The 12,508-nt window shown below is 69.7% G+C and carries 12 protein-coding genes and 1 pseudogene; 9 read left to right on the top strand and 4 right to left on the bottom strand.

Annotated features, from left to right (window positions below):
• Positions 1-12 precede the first annotated feature (12 nt).
• Entirely contained in the window at positions 13-843 is an 831-nt protein-coding gene (locus ACWCPY_RS03355; RefSeq protein ID WP_451262619.1) for an IclR family transcriptional regulator, read from the bottom strand.
• 155 nt (positions 844-998) lie between these two features.
• Here ACWCPY_RS03355 and ACWCPY_RS03350 point away from each other — a divergent pair, with 155 nt between their 5' ends.
• The 3 genes from ACWCPY_RS03350 to ACWCPY_RS03340 are packed head-to-tail and all read left to right on the top strand — an operon-like array spanning position 999 to position 4,662.
• Positions 999-1,952 (top strand): DUF1177 domain-containing protein, encoded by a 954-nt coding sequence (locus ACWCPY_RS03350; RefSeq protein WP_451262618.1) that lies wholly within the window; start codon positions 999-1,001, stop codon positions 1,950-1,952.
• Positions 1,952-3,337, top strand: a complete 1,386-nt coding sequence (locus tag ACWCPY_RS03345) for a cytosine permease (RefSeq protein WP_451262617.1) — start codon at positions 1,952-1,954, stop codon at positions 3,335-3,337. The genes ACWCPY_RS03350 and ACWCPY_RS03345 overlap by 1 nt, the downstream gene beginning before the upstream one ends.
• The gene (locus tag ACWCPY_RS03340) at positions 3,334-4,662 is read left to right on the top strand and encodes a M20/M25/M40 family metallo-hydrolase (protein WP_451262616.1); all 1,329 of its coding nucleotides are present in this window, start codon (positions 3,334-3,336) and stop codon (positions 4,660-4,662) included. Before ACWCPY_RS03345 ends, ACWCPY_RS03340 begins: the two co-directional genes overlap by 4 nt.
• Positions 4,663-4,788: 126 nt before the next feature.
• Here the strand turns inward: ACWCPY_RS03340 and ACWCPY_RS03335 are convergent, their stop codons facing one another.
• Entirely contained in the window at positions 4,789-5,688 is a 900-nt protein-coding gene (locus tag ACWCPY_RS03335) for a bifunctional helix-turn-helix transcriptional regulator/GNAT family N-acetyltransferase (protein WP_451262615.1), read from the bottom strand.
• Positions 5,689-5,826: 138 nt separating this feature from the next.
• Between ACWCPY_RS03335 and ACWCPY_RS03330 the strand changes: the two genes are divergently transcribed.
• The 4 genes from ACWCPY_RS03330 to ACWCPY_RS03315 all read left to right on the top strand — a co-directional run bounded on the left by ACWCPY_RS03330 (position 5,827) and on the right by ACWCPY_RS03315 (position 9,618).
• A complete protein-coding gene (locus ACWCPY_RS03330; RefSeq protein WP_451262614.1) occupies positions 5,827-6,483 on the top strand; it encodes a class I SAM-dependent methyltransferase in 657 nt (218 codons plus the stop codon).
• Between the two features lie 34 nt (positions 6,484-6,517).
• Positions 6,518-7,453, top strand: coding sequence for an N-acetylmuramoyl-L-alanine amidase (locus tag ACWCPY_RS03325; RefSeq protein WP_451262613.1), 936 nt, complete (start codon positions 6,518-6,520; stop codon positions 7,451-7,453).
• A 191-nt stretch (positions 7,454-7,644) separates the two neighbouring features.
• The gene (locus ACWCPY_RS03320; RefSeq protein ID WP_451262612.1) at positions 7,645-8,484 is read left to right on the top strand and encodes a DUF5336 domain-containing protein; all 840 of its coding nucleotides are present in this window, start codon (positions 7,645-7,647) and stop codon (positions 8,482-8,484) included.
• A gap of 123 nt (positions 8,485-8,607) precedes the next feature.
• Entirely contained in the window at positions 8,608-9,618 is a 1,011-nt protein-coding gene (locus tag ACWCPY_RS03315; protein ID WP_451262611.1) for an LLM class F420-dependent oxidoreductase, read from the top strand.
• 19 nt (positions 9,619-9,637) lie between these two features.
• Here ACWCPY_RS03315 and ACWCPY_RS03310 read toward each other — a convergent pair.
• Positions 9,638-9,838: pseudogene (locus ACWCPY_RS03310) on the bottom strand (hypothetical protein); the annotation flags it as partial.
• Positions 9,839-10,233: 395 nt separating this feature from the next.
• Between ACWCPY_RS03310 and ACWCPY_RS03305 the strand changes: the two are divergent.
• Both ACWCPY_RS03305 and ACWCPY_RS03300 read left to right on the top strand, forming a co-directional pair.
• The gene (locus tag ACWCPY_RS03305) at positions 10,234-10,644 is read left to right on the top strand and encodes a hypothetical protein (protein WP_451262610.1); all 411 of its coding nucleotides are present in this window, start codon (positions 10,234-10,236) and stop codon (positions 10,642-10,644) included.
• A gap of 548 nt (positions 10,645-11,192) precedes the next feature.
• On the top strand, positions 11,193-11,939 hold the full coding sequence (locus ACWCPY_RS03300) for an LLM class flavin-dependent oxidoreductase (RefSeq protein ID WP_451262609.1): 747 nt from the start codon (positions 11,193-11,195) through the stop codon (positions 11,937-11,939).
• On the opposite strand, the gene ACWCPY_RS03295 is transcribed toward ACWCPY_RS03300, so the two are convergent.
• Complete coding sequence (locus ACWCPY_RS03295; protein WP_451262608.1) at positions 11,932-12,504, bottom strand: VOC family protein; 573 nt, start codon at positions 12,502-12,504, stop codon at positions 11,932-11,934. The two genes, ACWCPY_RS03300 and ACWCPY_RS03295, sit on opposite strands and share 8 nt — an antisense overlap.
• Between the last annotated feature and the right edge of the window lie 4 nt (positions 12,505-12,508).

The raw sequence follows: 12,508 nt of genomic DNA, 5'->3' as shown, positions 1-12,508 counted from the left end.
TTCTCTTCCGGGTCATCGGTCGGTACGGGGGCGTCGGGTGCGGGGTTTCGGGCGCTGCGGAGGGTGGGTGAGCCTCTTCTCCAGCAGCTGGGCCGCGTGGCGCAGCGCGTCGAGCCGGTCGTGCGGTGCGCCCGCGAAGAGTTCCTCGGCGCCGCCGAGGCTGAGGCTGCCGTACGGTTCGCGGCCGAGGAAGACCGGTACGGCGACGGTCGCGATGCCGGTGTCGTACTCGCCGACCGTCCAGGCGTACCCCTGGGCGCGGACCTTGAGGAACTCCTCCTCCAGCCGGTCCGGGTCGGTGACCGTCCGGTCGGTGAACCGGGCCATCGGGCGGCCCCGGAAGAGCCGGTGGCGCTGCTCGTCGGGAAGGTACGCGTAGTACGACTTGCTGGTCGCCCCGGCGTGCGCCGGGTAGAGCTCGCCGACCAGGGGGTAGTAGCGCAGCGGCCCGGCCACGCCCTCCTCGGCGGCGACGCACCGCATGTGGAAGCTGTCCGGCAGGCAGAAGAGCACGGTGTCGCCGGTGACCCGGCGCAGCTCCTCCAGGACCGGCCCGGCCAGCAGCTCCAGCGATCCGGAGCGCTCCCAGAGCCGGCCCAGGCGCAGCACGGCCGGGCCGATGCGGTAGCGGCGGGTGACCGGGTCGGAGACCAGGAAGCCGCGTCCGGCGAGGGTGGCGAGCAGCCGCTGGGCCACCGAGGTGTCCCAGCCGAACTCCTCGGCGACCTCGGTGACGCCCCAGTCGGGCCTGGTCCGCTCGAAGGCGAGCAGCACGAGGAGCGCCCGGTCGACGGTTTGCAGGGCTCCGGCGGGGGTGCGCCGGTCCAGATCGAAGTCCGCCATCGTCATCTCACCATTCAGACCTGAATTGCAAATAACGGGAAACAGTTGCGTTCAACGCTATCCGATCCCGAATGTGGCCTCAGCACCCCGCCCCGCGCTTCCCCAGCCGAGGGCCTCGGCCCGGGTGCCCGGATGAGCGAGAAAGTAGGGCCCCCATGTTGAAGTACGTGCTGGACATCGTCGATCTGCTGGACGATCCCCAGGTCAATGGCAAGACGGTCGTCGAGTACCTCGACTCCGTGAGCGGGACCGAGGGCTCGTCCGCGAAGGTCACCACGGTCGCCGGCGAGCAGGGTTCGACGGACTTCGTGATGGTCCGTATCCCGGGTTCCCACGGGCGTACGTCCGGTGGCAGCGCCCGCACGCTGGGCGTGGTGGGCCGGCTCGGCGGCATCGGCGCCCGGCCCGAGGTGACCGGCCTGGTCTCCGACGCCGACGGCGCGGTCGCGGCGATCGCCGCCGCCGCCAAGCTGCTCGACATGCGCCGCCGCGGCGACGTGCTGCCCGGCGATGTGATCGTCGCCACCCACATCTGCCCGAACGCGCCGACCGAGCCGCACGACCCGGTGCCGTTCATGGGCTCGCCCGTGGACATCGCCACCATGAACCGCCACGAGGTGACCGGCGAGATGGAGGCCGTGCTCTCCATCGACACCACCAAGGGCAACCGGATCATCAACCACAAGGGCCTCGCCCTGTCGCCCACCGTCAAGGAGGGCTGGGTGCTCCGCGTCAGCGAGCAGCTGGGCGAACTGCTGGCCGTGGTGACCGGTGAGCCGTTGGTCACGTACCCCGTGACCACACAGGACATCACCCCGTACGGTAATGGGGCACACCACATCAATTCGATCCTGCAGCCCGCCACCGCGACGGCCGCCCCGGTCGTCGGTCTGGCCGTCACCTCGGCCGCCGCGGTACCGGGCTGCGGTACGGGCGCGAGCCACGAGACGGACATCGCGTCCGCCGCCCGCTACGCCGTGGAGGTCGCCAAGGCCTACGGCAGCGGCCAACTGGACTTCCACGACGCGGTGGAGTTCGACAACCTCGTCAACCGCTACGGGTCGCTGGCACACCTCCAGACCCTCGGCCGCACACCCCAGGAGTCCTGATGGCAGCCACCCCGCAGGCCGAGGCCGTGGCCCCCCAGGCCAAGAGCATCGGCAGCGACGACTACTCGCTGTCCCGCGTCCCGCGCGACAAGCGCTTCGGCTTCTGGTCGATGCTGCTCCAGTGGCTGGCCCAGTCCGGCTCGATCTCCCAGTTCACCCTCGGCGCCACCATCGGCGTCGGCATGACCTTCGGGGACGCCTTCCTCGCCTTCACGCTCGGCGCGGTGATCCTGGAGGTCGTGATCTTCGCGATCGGCCTGGCCGGTATGCGCGAGGGCCTGGCGACCCCGATGCTGACCCGCTGGGTCGGCTTCGGCCGCAACGGCTCGGCGCTGGTCAGCTTCGTCATCGCGGTCAGCCTGGTCGGCTGGTTCGGCGTCCAGAACACGATCTTCGGCAACAGCGTCTCGGCGCTGGTCGGCGGCCCGTCCTGGATGTGGTGCGTGCTGGCGGGCGTCGCCATCACCGCCCTGGTGATCTTCGGCTTCAAGTACATGGCCGTCTTCGCCAAGATCGTCACCCCGCTCTTCTTCGCCATGGTCGCCTGGTCGATCATCTCGACGCTGAAGGACCACTCGCTCAGCGAGCTGATCAACTCGCCGGCTCCCGGCCAGACGATCCCGCTCGCCGTCGCCGCCACCGCCATCGCGGGCGGCTACATGACCGGGGCGATCGTGTCCCCGGAGATGACCCGGTACAACCGGAAGGGCTCGCACGTCTTCCTGCAGAGCGCCTCGTCGATGATCCTCTCCGAGTACATCGTCGGCATGACCGGTGTACTGCTCGGCCACCTGGTGAAGAGCAGCGAGGTCTCCAGCATCGTGCTCTCGACCTCCGGCGCCTTCGGCGTGATCGTGGTCCTGATGTCCACCGCCAAGATCAACGACTGGAACCTGTACGGCTCCTCGCTCGGTGTCGTCAACTTCTTCCAGGTCGTCTTCGGCAAGCGGGTCCACCGCGGTGCGGTCACGATCGTCCTCGGCGTCGCGGGCACGGCCCTGTCGGCGGTGGGGATCATGACCCACTTCACCGAGTTCCTCTCGATCCTCGGCGTCGCGATCCCGCCCATCGGCGGCATCATCGTGGCCGAGTACTGGATCGTGAAGCGGATGCGCAAGCCGCTGGACGAGACCCGCGAGTCCGAGACCCTGCCGAGCTCCTCGCCGACCTGGGTCCCGATGTCCATCGCCATCTGGATCGCGGCGTTCTGCGTCGGCAAGTTCTACGACGGCGGCATCCCGGCCCTGAACTCCCTGGCCACCGCCTTCATCCTGTACAGCGTCCTCGGCCTGCTGGGCTGGGTGAAGCCGTACGGCACCTCCACCCTGGACGACGAGGACGCCGCCCCCGCCGCCCGTGCGACAACCCCTGTGGGAGCAGCATGACCACCGCCGACCCCTCCGCCTCCTTCGTCCCGGCGTCCGACCGGGCCCAGGACGAGGTCATCGAACTCTGCGCCGAACTGATCAGGTTCGACACCTCCAACCCCACCAGCGACGAGCGGGCGAGCGCCGACTGGGTGGTGGGCCGCCTCACCGAGGTGGGCATCGGGTCCGAGCTGGTCGAGTCCGCCCCGGGCCGGGCCAGTGTCATCGCCCGGATCGCCGGTGCCGACCCGGAGCGTGGTGCCCTGCTGGTCCACGGTCACCTGGACGTGGTCCCCGCCGACGCCTCCGAGTGGCAGGTCCCGCCGTTCTCCGGCGAGATCCGCGACGGCTACCTGTGGGGCCGCGGCGCGATCGACATGAAGGACACGGTGGCCGTCATGCTGGCCACCGCCCGCCACTTCGCCCGCACCGGCACCCGGCCCTCGCGCGACCTGGTCCTCGCCTTCCTCGCCGACGAGGAGGCGGGCGGGAAGTTCGGCGCCCACTGGCTGGTCGAGCACCGTCCGGAGCTGTTCGCCGGGGTCACCGAGGCGATCGGCGAGGGCGGCGGCTTCTCCTTCGCCATCGACGAAACCCGCCGTCTCTACCCGATCGAGAACGCCCAGCGCGGCATGGCCTGGATGGAGCTCACCGCCACCGGCCGGGCCGGCCACGGCTCGTCCCCCAACGACGAGAACGCGGTCACCGACCTCGCCGAGTCGCTCACCCGCATCGGCCGCGAGACCTTCCCGATCCGGCTGATCGAGCCGGTCCGCGCCCTGCTGGAGGAGGCGGCCCGCCTCTACGGTGTCGAGTTCGACGAGAACGACATCGAGGGCAGCCTCGCGAAGCTGGGCCCGGTCTCCGACTTCATGCAGGTGGTGCTCCGCAACTCCGCGAACCCCACCATGTTCGACGCCGGCTACCAGACCAACGTCATCCCCGGAAAGGCGACCGCCCGGGTGGACGGCCGCTTCCTGCCCGGCCACGAGCAGGAGCTGATCGACACCATCGACAGGCTGCTGCTCCCCTCGGTCACCCGCGAGTGGGTCAACCACGACATCGCGCTGGAGACCACGTTCGACGGCCCGTTGGTCGACGCCATGTGCGAGGCCGTGCGCGCCGAGGACCCGGACGGACACCCCGTCCCGTACTGCAACCCGGGCGGCACCGACGCCAAGGCCTTCACCCACCTCGGCATCCGCTGCTTCGGCTTCAAGGGCCTCAAGCTCCCGCACGACCTGGACTACGGCCGCCTGTTCCACGGCGTGGACGAGCGCGTCCCGCTGGAGGGCCTGCGCTTCGGCGTCCGCGTCATGACCCGACTCTGGCAGAGCTGCTGACCTCCGCATCGCAGCCCTGCCAGGGGTGCCCCGACCCGGGCTCACCCCTCGTACGCCCCCGCCGAGCACGTACCACGCCCGGCGGGGGCGTACGTCATCGCGCCCGGTCCGGGAAGAGGCCCCAGGTCATTGCGACGGCGGCGGGGCGATCCGCTTCTCGAACCAATGGTGGGCGTACGGCTCGTCGTTGAAGGCGGAGACCTCCCGGAAACCGCAGGAGTGGTACAGGCCGATCGCGTCGGTGAGCGCCTTGTTGGTGTCCAGGCGCAGTACGTCGTAGCCGTGCCGGGCCGCGCGTGCCTCCAGCTCGGCGAGGAACCGGCGGCCGAGGCCGAGGCCGCGGGTCCGCGGATCGACCCACATGCGTTTGATCTCGGCCGGGGCTCCGGCCGGCAGCTTCAGGCCCGCGCAGCCGACCGGTCTGCCGTGCAGCCGGGCGACCAGGAACAGGCCGTGCGGCGGACGGAGTTCGCCCGCGTCGGGGAGCAGGCTCCGGGCGGGGTCGAATCCGGTCTCGAACCGGTCCTGCATTTCGGCGAAGTAGGACCGCAGGCAGTGCCGGGCGTCGGGGCGGTCCGGGTCGACCGTGTCCAGTGCGACCGTCGCGGCGGTCAGCAGCCGGTCGACCTCGGCCATGGCGGCGACGAGCCGGGCGCGCTGGCCGGTGTTGAGCGGCTCCAGCAGGGAGCCGGCCAGCGCGTCGCTGCGGCCGTCGAGTACGGCGCGCTCCGCGCGGCCCGCGCCGGTGAGCCGGACGGTGCGCACCCGTCTGTCGCGGGGCTGCGGCTCCACCGTCACCAGGCCGTCGCCCTCCAGGGAGCGCAGCAGCCGGCTGACGTAACCGGAGTCGAGCCCGAGGCGCTCACGCAGCGATCGTACGTCCTGGCCCCGCTCCCCGATCTCCCAGAGCAGCCGCGCCTCGGCGACGGGCCGGCCCAGGCCCAGGTAGTGGTCGTGAAGCACGCCCACACGTTCGGTGACGGTGCGGTTGAACCGTCGCACCTGGTCGATCTGCGCCTCATCCATTCTCTGACTTTAGTCAGAGAATGGATGCCGGGCCAAGGTGCCGGGGCACGCCCCCGCCGACGCCTCCGGCGGAGGCGTGCGGCACGATGGGGCGCCGTCGAACGCGTAGTCCCGAATCCGCCCCACCAGGAGGAACCCGTGCCCGCCGAGTCCGCCGTCCAGCCGTCGCCCGGGATTCTCGCCGCCTTCCGGGCCGCCAAGGGCTTCATGCCGGTGGGCGAGGGGCTGGCCCTGTACGCGGCCGCCACCGAGGCCGCCGCGCTGGGGCTGCCGGTCCTGGAGGTCGGCACGTACTGCGGGCGCTCCACGATCCTGCTCGCCGACGTGGCGCGGGCGGCCGGTGTGACGGCCCTCACCGTCGACCACCACCGCGGCAGCGAGGAGCAGCAGCCCGGGTGGGAGTACCACGACCCGACCGTGGTGGACCCGGAGGTCGGCCGGATGGACACCCTGCCGACCTTCCGCCGGACCCTGCACGCGGCGGGCCTGGAGGACCACGTCGTGGCGCTGGTGGGGCGGTCCCCGCAGGTCGCGGCGGTCTGGGGCGGGAAGCTCGGCTTCGTCTTCATCGACGGGGGTCACACCGACGAGCACGCGAACGGCGACTACGAGGGCTGGGCGCCGCATGTCGCCGAGGGCGGGCTGCTGGTGATCCACGACGTCTTCCCGGACCCCGCGCACGGTGGCCAGGCGCCGTACCGCGTCTATCTGCGGGCGCTGGAATCAGGGGCCTTCACCGAGGTCTCGGTGACGGACTCGCTGCGGGTGCTGCGGCGCACGGGTACGGGAATCTGAGGCGGTCCCCGGACCGCCCGGATAGCATCGCGTGGTGCCGTACGACGAGAGCGTTCCCCCCACCCGGCGCCGCCGGTCCCTGCTCGCCGCCACCGCGCTCACGACCGTGTGCCTGACCGCCGCGGGCTGCGGCGCGGGCGACATCGGTGCCGGAGCGCCGGCCCGGCCCGGCCCGAGCGGCAGTTCCGCCGCCCCATCGCCGTCGCCCTCGGCCCCGCCCTCGAAGAGCGCTCCGGCGCCGGCGCGGACGTCCGCCTCCCCCACCCGGTCCGCCCCGCCCGCGGGCGGCAACTCCGGTCCGCTGTCGGGCAGGACCGTCGTCATCGACCCCGGGCACAACCCGGACAACCATCTGCACACCCGCGAGATCAACCGCCAGGTGGACATCGGCACCACGCACAAGGAGTGCGACACCACCGGGACATCGACCGACTCCGGTTACGCGGAGGCCCGGTTCACCCTCGACGTTTCGCACCGGCTGCGCACACTGCTCCGGGCTCAGGGTGCCAAGGTCGTGCTGACGTACGACAACGACCGCCCGTACGGGCCGTGCGTGGACGAGCGGGCCCGGATCGGCAACCAGGCGCGGGCCGACGCGGTGGTGTCGGTACACGCGGACGGCTCCGCGGTCGGCAACCGCGGTTTCCATGTGATCCTCCCCGGGCCGGTGCGGGCCGGGGCGGCGGACACCACGAAGATCGTCGACCCCTCGCGCGATCTCGGCACCCGGATCGCCGGGCTATTCGTCCGCGCTACCGGAAGTGCTCCTTCCAATTACGTCGGTGGCAATACCGGATTGGACGTTCGCAAGGATCTGGGCGGACTTAATTTGTCGACCGTGCCCAAAGTGTTCATCGAATGCGGCAATATGCGTGATCCGAAGGATGCCGCCCTGCTCACCAGCGCGGGCTGGCGTCAGAAGGCGGCACAGGGCATCGCCGATGGCATCAGCAGCTACCTCAACGGGTAGCAAGAGGTTGTTCTGAGGCGAAATCGGGGGGATGTGCGTCCGGCGTCTCGGCGGAGACACAACCCGCCCGGGCAGACGATAGATTCATCCGTACGATGGGGGCCGCCCCCCGAGCTTCGTGCCGTGCCCGCCGCACCCATGCAGGCGGCAGCGACGACCGCCCCGACGAGACGATCGACTAAGGACTTCACGTGAATATCCGCTCCCTCACTCGAGGCGACGGCGTGGTGATCGGAGCAGCGGCCGTGCTGTTCATCGCCTCTTTCCTCGACCTCTTCGGCTTCGACTGCCCTGCGGGCATCAACTGCTCCAGTCGCAACGCCCCGAACGCCTGGGACTCGCTCGGGCTCCTGATGAGCGTCTACCTGGCCGGAATCATCGCGGCGGCGCTGGTCATCGTGAGCCGCGCCGTTCCGGGCCGCAAGGTCGTCGGATTCGACCTCGGTCAATTCGGTGCCGCGCTCAGCGTCTTCGCGGCGTGGACGGCCTTCTGGACGATCATCGACGCCAGCAACGCGGGCGCCGGCATGATCCTCGGCCTGCTCGCCACGATCGTGCTCGCGGGCGGCGCGGTCGCCACCCCGCTGGTCCCCGCGCTCAAGGCCCCGCTGGTGAGCGCCTCGGCCCCCCGCGGCGTGCAGCAGCCGCCGTACGGTGGTCAGCCGCAGCCCGGCCAGGGGTACGGATACCCCGGCGCCCCGCAGCCGTCGTACGGCAGCCAGCCGGGTCAGCAGCAGCCGTTCGGCGGCCAGCCGCAGCCCGGCCAGCCCGAGCCGCAGCCGCAGCCGCAGGCCGGGGCCCAGCAGGCTCCCGCCGCGGGTGCGCCGGCCGGTGACTTCACGCCGTTCTGGTTCGCGGTGCCGGTGGCCCGCCCGCTGTACGGGGAGGACGGTTCGCCGTCGCCGATCGCCGAACTGGCGCCCGGCACCTGGTACCTCGCGGTGGAGCAGCGCGGTCCGAGCCTGATCGCCCAGACCCAGGACGGCCGTCGCGGTCTGCTCCAGGACACCACGGGCATCCAGCGCGGCTGACCCCGTGCCCCACGGCAGTACGCGAGCGGCCCTCCGCCCCTTCCGGGCGGGGGGCCGCTGTCGTACCCTCCGTCCGTACCTCAATTTCTGACGGACAGTCAGAACTACTGGGAGGCGGCGGACATGCGGCTCGGACTCGCGCTCGGATACTGGGGCCGCGGCCCGAACCCCGCTCACCTGGAGCTGGCCAAGGAGGCCGAGGCGCTGGGGTACGGGTCGGTGTGGACGGCGGAGGCCTGGGGGTCGGACGCGTTCACCCCGCTGACCTGGATCGCCGCGCACACCTCCCGGATCCGGCTGGGCACCGGCATCGCGCAGATGGCGGCGCGCACCCCGACCGCGACCGCCATGCACGCCCTCACCCTGGACCATCTCTCCGGCGGCCGGATGATGCTCGGCCTCGGGCTGTCCGGGCCGCAGGTGGTGGAGGGCTGGTACGGACGGCCGTTCCCGAAGAGCCCGCTGACCGCGACCCGGGAGTACGTCGACGTCATCCGCCAGGTCCTCCGCCGCGAGGCCCCCGTCGAACTGGACGGCCGGTTCCACTCCCATCCGTACGGGGGCCCGGACGCCACCGGTCTGGGCAAGCCGCTGAAGCCGATCACCCATCCGCTGCGGCCGGAACTGCCCGTACTGCTCGGGGCGGAGGGGCCGAAGAACATCGCGCAGACGACCCGGATCGCGGACGGCTGGCTGCCGCTGTACTGGTCCCCGATGCGCACCGATGTGTACGAGGCATCGCTCACGGAGCTGCCCGACGGATTCATGATCGCGCCGATGGTCCGGGCCGTGGTCTGTGACGATGTCGCCGAGGGGCTGCTGCCGGTGAAGGCGATGCTCGGCTTCTACATCGGGGGGATGGGCCACGCGGCCCGCAACTTCCACGCCGATCTGATGGCGCGGATGGGGTTCGAGGAGGAGGCGCGGCGGATCCAGCAGCTGTTCCTCGAAGGGCGCAAGCAGGAGGCGGTACTGGCGGTTCCGGACGCCTTCGCCGACGAGATCTCGCTCGTCGGACCGCGCCAACGGATCGCGGAGCGGCTGGAGTTGTGGCGCAAGGGGCCGGTCACCGATCTCCTGGTGACGGCGCCCGACCCGCACACCCTCCAGGTACTGGCGGAACTCAACGGCTAGGACAGGCCCCTGAGTGCTGTCAGCCAAACGACGCCCGCTCCAGCCAGAAGTCCAAGAGGTCCGCGTCTCCCAGGAGCTCCACACGGGTGCTGGTGGGAGCCAGGCTGCGGTGGAAGAGCAGCATGAGGTCGGCGAGCGTGCCGCGTACGGCGACCGTCACCTTCTCGTGGGTGTGGGTCCAGGTGAAGGCGTCCTCGCTGAAGGTGATCAGCCATTCCGCATGGACGGCCAGGGCACGCAGGCTCCACTCGGGGCAGGTGGGGACCTTCGCACCGAGGTCCGCATCCTTGAGCACCGCTGGATCTCGTCGCAGTAGCAGTCGTACGGGAGGAGAAGGGTCATCTCCGCACCCCACAGAGCAATCACCGCTTGATGATCAGCGGCGCAGGACCTGCTGCGGAACACACGCCACCACCCCACTACATCAGCCAACAGGACTGACAAAAAGCAAAAATAGGCCCAAACATGAGATTTTAGTTACTGAGCCCCCCTTTCCCCCTATTCACGAGTGCCGTAAATCACAGCCCAGGTTGACGAGAAAGTCCGTTCGAATACTCCACTCAGGGCATAAAGTTGCGAACTGCACACACTCACCTAATTCAAGTAGGGGGATCGGTGACGCGAAAGTTCGAGATAGCCAAGTTCACTGCAGTGGGCGCTCTCGTTATAGGCACCTCGCTGCTGTCGGCGCCACAGGCAAGCGCGAATGGCGGGGATACGGGCGTCGTGGTGCGCCTGTACGACTGGTCCCCCAACATCCACGCGACGGGTGGATTCGGTTCGTACGGCGATCAGTTGACCGTCTGTGACACCATGGCTGACGGCAACAGCGCATGGGCCGGCCTCTACAAGTTCGTCTACAACGGCAAAGGCACATTCATTAAGTCCACCTCTGCTGGCGGAAATGGGAATTGTTCTACTAATTCCGCGAACGTGGCAGAGGGGACAGTCGTTTGGGTGAAGGCGTGCGTCAGGAGGGATGGCGTGAACCTCCGCTGCAAGTGGTCCAATTCTGGCTATGCGTAAACTTTCTCATGCCAGCGGTCCCTGCTTGAGAAGCCTATGGCTACGCCTACACTGATCCGTCAGCGCCACAGACCCTGCGCCTGTGGCATCGCGCGCGGCAGCAATCAGGCCTCTGCCCGGGCATGAAGCAGGCCGTGCGGCCAGGTGTTGTCGTGACGCAACACCTGGCCGCACGGCCGTGTCCAGATGCATCTTCACCGGTCTCAGCTGCGGCGACGCGGCGAATCGACCTGCCCGCAGTCCTCGCCTGCTGCGAGAAGCTCGCAATACTCGCTGCATGAGAAATCCTCCAAGCCTGTCCTAATCCAAGCGTGGGTCTGAGCTGGTCATTCATAAGGTCGGCAGGCCCGGGATTTCTGGGTATAGCGGTGAGCTTGTCGCCGTTGGATGACTCAAAGAACTTGGCCGCCCGGAGCCCCGCGACGACTCGACCGCTAATTGGGATGCGCGACTTGATCGCTTCGTAGGACAACGTCGGCGAGGTCGTCTGCGGGACCGTGTTGGACGACGAACTGGCAGAGGTGACCGTGCGCCAGATATGAGCCGGAGTGGACATCGGCAAGGAACACCATCACTGCGTGGTGCTGGATACCCAGGGCGAGCTGCTTTCACGCCGAGTCCTCAATGATGAGACGGCTCTGCTGGAGCTGATTTCAGATGTGCCGGCGCTCTCCGGCGAGACGCTGTGGGCGGTGGACATCAACCACGGGTGCGCCGCGTTGCTGATCGGCCTGCTACTCAGCCACGACCAGCCGATGGTCTATATCACTGGCTTGGCCGTGCACCAGGCGTCGACCGCGTATCGGGGCCAGGGCAAGACGGATGAGAAGGACGCCTTCGTCATCGCTGACGCCTGGCTACCCCTGTACTGGTCCCCGATGCGCACCGATGTGTACGAGGCATCGCTCACGGAGCTGCCCGACGGATTCATGATCGCGCCGATGGTCCGGGCCGTGGTCTGTGACGATGTCGCCGAGGGGCTGCTGCCGGTGAAGGCGATGCTCGGCTTCTACATCGGGGGGATGGGCCACGCGGCCCGCAACTTCCACGCCGATCTGATGGCGCGGATGGGGTTCGAGGAGGAGGCGCGGCGGATCCAGCAGCTGTTCCTCGAAGGGCGCAAGCAGGAGGCGGTACTGGCGGTTCCGGATGCCTTCGCGGACGAGATCTCGCTCGTCGGACCGCGCCAACGGATCGCGGAGCGGCTGGAGTTGTGGCGCAAGGGGCCGGTCACCGATCTCCTGGTGACGGCACCTGACCCGCACACCCTGCGGGTGCTCGCGGAGCTCAACTAGGTTCTGGACGGGCCGGGTCGGTCGGCCAGGTGCCGGTAGCGGCCGGGCGTCCGCTCCGTCGTGTCGCGGTGCGCTCCCAGGGCTGGGGGTCGGGGTACGTCAGGAGCTGCAGGGTGCTGCCCCACGGGGTGCGCAGATACGCGAACCGGTTGTGCTCCCCCGCCTCGGGGCCCGGCAGCGGCTGCGCCTCGGCGAGCAGCGAGGCGCCGGCGGCCACGCAGTCCCGTACGGCCGCGTCCAGGTCGTCGGCGTACAGCGCCACATGCTGCCATCCGAAGTCGCAGGGCAGCGCCGGGGGTTCGCGGCGGGGGCCCTGGAACTCGCACAGCTCGATGCCCGGCCCGCCGCCGGGGAGCGCCAGCATTCGGATCGCCAGCTGCTGGGTGCCCGCCGGGACGCCGAGCCGCTGCTCGACGCCGGGTCCGCCGTTCGGGCCGTCCTGGCGGCGCAGGGTGTCGTAGAGCACCTCGGCGCCGAAGGCCCTCGCGAGGAAGAGGGTCGCGGTCTCCAGGTCGGGCACGGTGACCCCGATGTGGTCGATGCCTCGCACGCTTGTGGCCGTCATGGCT

Source organism: Streptomyces sp. NPDC002403, from assembly GCF_053593015.1.
Note: the sequence above shows the minus strand (reverse complement) of the source record. Positions and strands in the feature narration are given on the sequence as shown.

Coding starts and splice junctions, on each gene's coding strand:
- ACWCPY_RS03355 (WP_451262619.1), bottom strand. CDS start 843: ATGGCGGACTTCGATCTGGACCGGCGCACCCCCGCCGGAGCCCTGCAA.
- ACWCPY_RS03350 (WP_451262618.1), top strand. CDS start 999: ATGTTGAAGTACGTGCTGGACATCGTCGATCTGCTGGACGATCCCCAG.
- ACWCPY_RS03345 (WP_451262617.1), top strand. CDS start 1,952: ATGGCAGCCACCCCGCAGGCCGAGGCCGTGGCCCCCCAGGCCAAGAGC.
- ACWCPY_RS03340 (WP_451262616.1), top strand. CDS start 3,334: ATGACCACCGCCGACCCCTCCGCCTCCTTCGTCCCGGCGTCCGACCGG.
- ACWCPY_RS03335 (WP_451262615.1), bottom strand. CDS start 5,688: ATGGATGAGGCGCAGATCGACCAGGTGCGACGGTTCAACCGCACCGTC.
- ACWCPY_RS03315 (WP_451262611.1), top strand. CDS start 8,608: ATGCGGCTCGGACTCGCGCTCGGATACTGGGGCCGCGGCCCGAACCCC.
- ACWCPY_RS03295 (WP_451262608.1), bottom strand. CDS start 12,504: ATGACGGCCACAAGCGTGCGAGGCATCGACCACATCGGGGTCACCGTG.